Raw genomic sequence first — 1,677 nt, forward strand, 5'->3', positions numbered from 1 at the left:
GTCGGCTGTGTTGGGGGTGAGTTGGGTGAGGAGGTGGTCGGTGAGGGCGTGGGGGGTGGGGTGGTCGAAGATGGTGGTGGCGGGCAGGCGGATGCCGGTGGCGGTGCTGAGGCGGTTGCGGAGTTCGACGGCGGTGAGGGAGTCGAGTCCCTGGTCGAGGAAGCCGCGTCCGGGTTCGATGGCGGTGGGGTTGTCGAGGGTGAGGATCTGGGCTGCCTGCCGGCGGATCAGGGTGAGCAGGTGTTCGCGTTGTTCGGCGGGGGTGAGGGCGGTGAGCTGGTCGGTGAGCGCGGGGCCCTGCTGGGCGGTCTCGGCGGTGCGACGGACCGTCGCCAGCCGCGAGAACACCGCCTGCGCCGGGAGGCGTTCGGTGTCGAGGTTGCAGATCATCCGCACCGGCCGGTGGAAGTGCTCCTGTGCGTCGAAGAGTTGGAGGGCGGTGGTGTTGGTGAGGGGTTGGATGGCGGTGCGGTTCATGCGGGCGAGGTCGTGGTCGGTGAGGTGGGCGGTCATGCCGCTGGCTTGGGCCCATAGGCCCCAGGCGAGGCTGGTGGCGGGTTGGTGGTGGGTGTGGCGGTGGGTGGCGAGGGCGTCGAGGAAGGTGTTGGCGGCGGCGTAGTTGGCTTGTCCGGGGCTGCCGAGGTGTCCGGCGACGGAGGAGTAGAGGACGAAGGCGGACAGGTCGTGGTGGCGGGTGTGGTGGTGGAGGTGGTGGGCGGCGCCGGCTTTGGCGGCGAGGACGGTGTGGAGTTGGTGGGGGGCAAGGGCGGTGAGGGTGGCGTCCTGGAGGGTGCCGGCGGTGTGGATGACGGCTGTGAGGGGCCGGGATTCTGGTATGGCGGCGAGGGTGGTGGCGAGGGCGTCGGGGTCGGTGACGTCGCAGGCGGTGATGGTGACGGTGTCGGCGCCGAGTTCGAGGAGTTCTTTGCGCAGGGTGTCGGCGTTGGGGTGGTGGGGTCCTTGGCGGGAGAGGAGGTGGAGGTGGCGGGTGTGGTGGTGGGTGGTGAGGTGGCGGGCGAGGAGGGTGGCGAGGGTTCCGGTGCCGCCGGTGATGAGGGTGGTGCCGTGGGGGTTGTAGGGGGTGGGGATGTGGATGACGTTTTTGCCGGTGTGGCGGCCCTGGCTCATGTGGCGTAGGGCTGCGGGGAGGTCGGCGAGGTGCCAGTCGGTGCGGGGGAGGAGGGTGAGGCGGCCGTGGGCGAGGTGGGTGGTGATGTCGGTGAGCATGTCGTGGGTGCGGTGGGGGCCTGCTTCCTTCAGGTCGAAGGCCCGGTAGGTGCGTCCGGGGTGGGTGGCCTGGATCTGGGTGGCGTCCCGGATGTCGGTTTTACCCATTTCGATGTAGCGGCCGGTGGGGGCGAGGAGGTCGAGGGAGGCGTTGACGTGGTCGCCGGCGAGTGAGCCGAGGATGACGTCCATGCCCTGGCCGTGGGTGTGGGTGTGGAAGGTGTCGCGGAAGTCGAGGGTGCGGGAGTTGGCGATGTGGTCGTCGTCGATGCCCATGGCGCGCAGGGTGGGCCATTTGGCGGGGCTGGCGGTGGCGTAGACGTCGGCGCCCCACAGGCGGGCGAGTTGGACGGCTGCCATGCCGACACCGCCGGCCGCGGCGTGGATCAGGACGCGTTCACCGGACTTGAGACCGGCCAGATCCCGCAACCCGTAATACGCCGTCAGGAA

At 70.1% G+C, this 1,677-nt stretch carries 1 protein-coding gene; it reads right to left on the reverse strand.

Features of this window, described 5'->3' with window-relative positions; all coding sequences use genetic code 11:
- A partial coding sequence (locus RMT89_RS40115) for an SDR family NAD(P)-dependent oxidoreductase (protein WP_315888684.1) occupies positions 1-1,677 on the reverse strand: 1,677 nt, incomplete at both ends.

This window comes from Streptomyces sp. P17, from assembly GCF_032436805.1.
Lineage (GTDB): Bacteria > Actinomycetota > Actinomycetes > Streptomycetales > Streptomycetaceae > Streptomyces.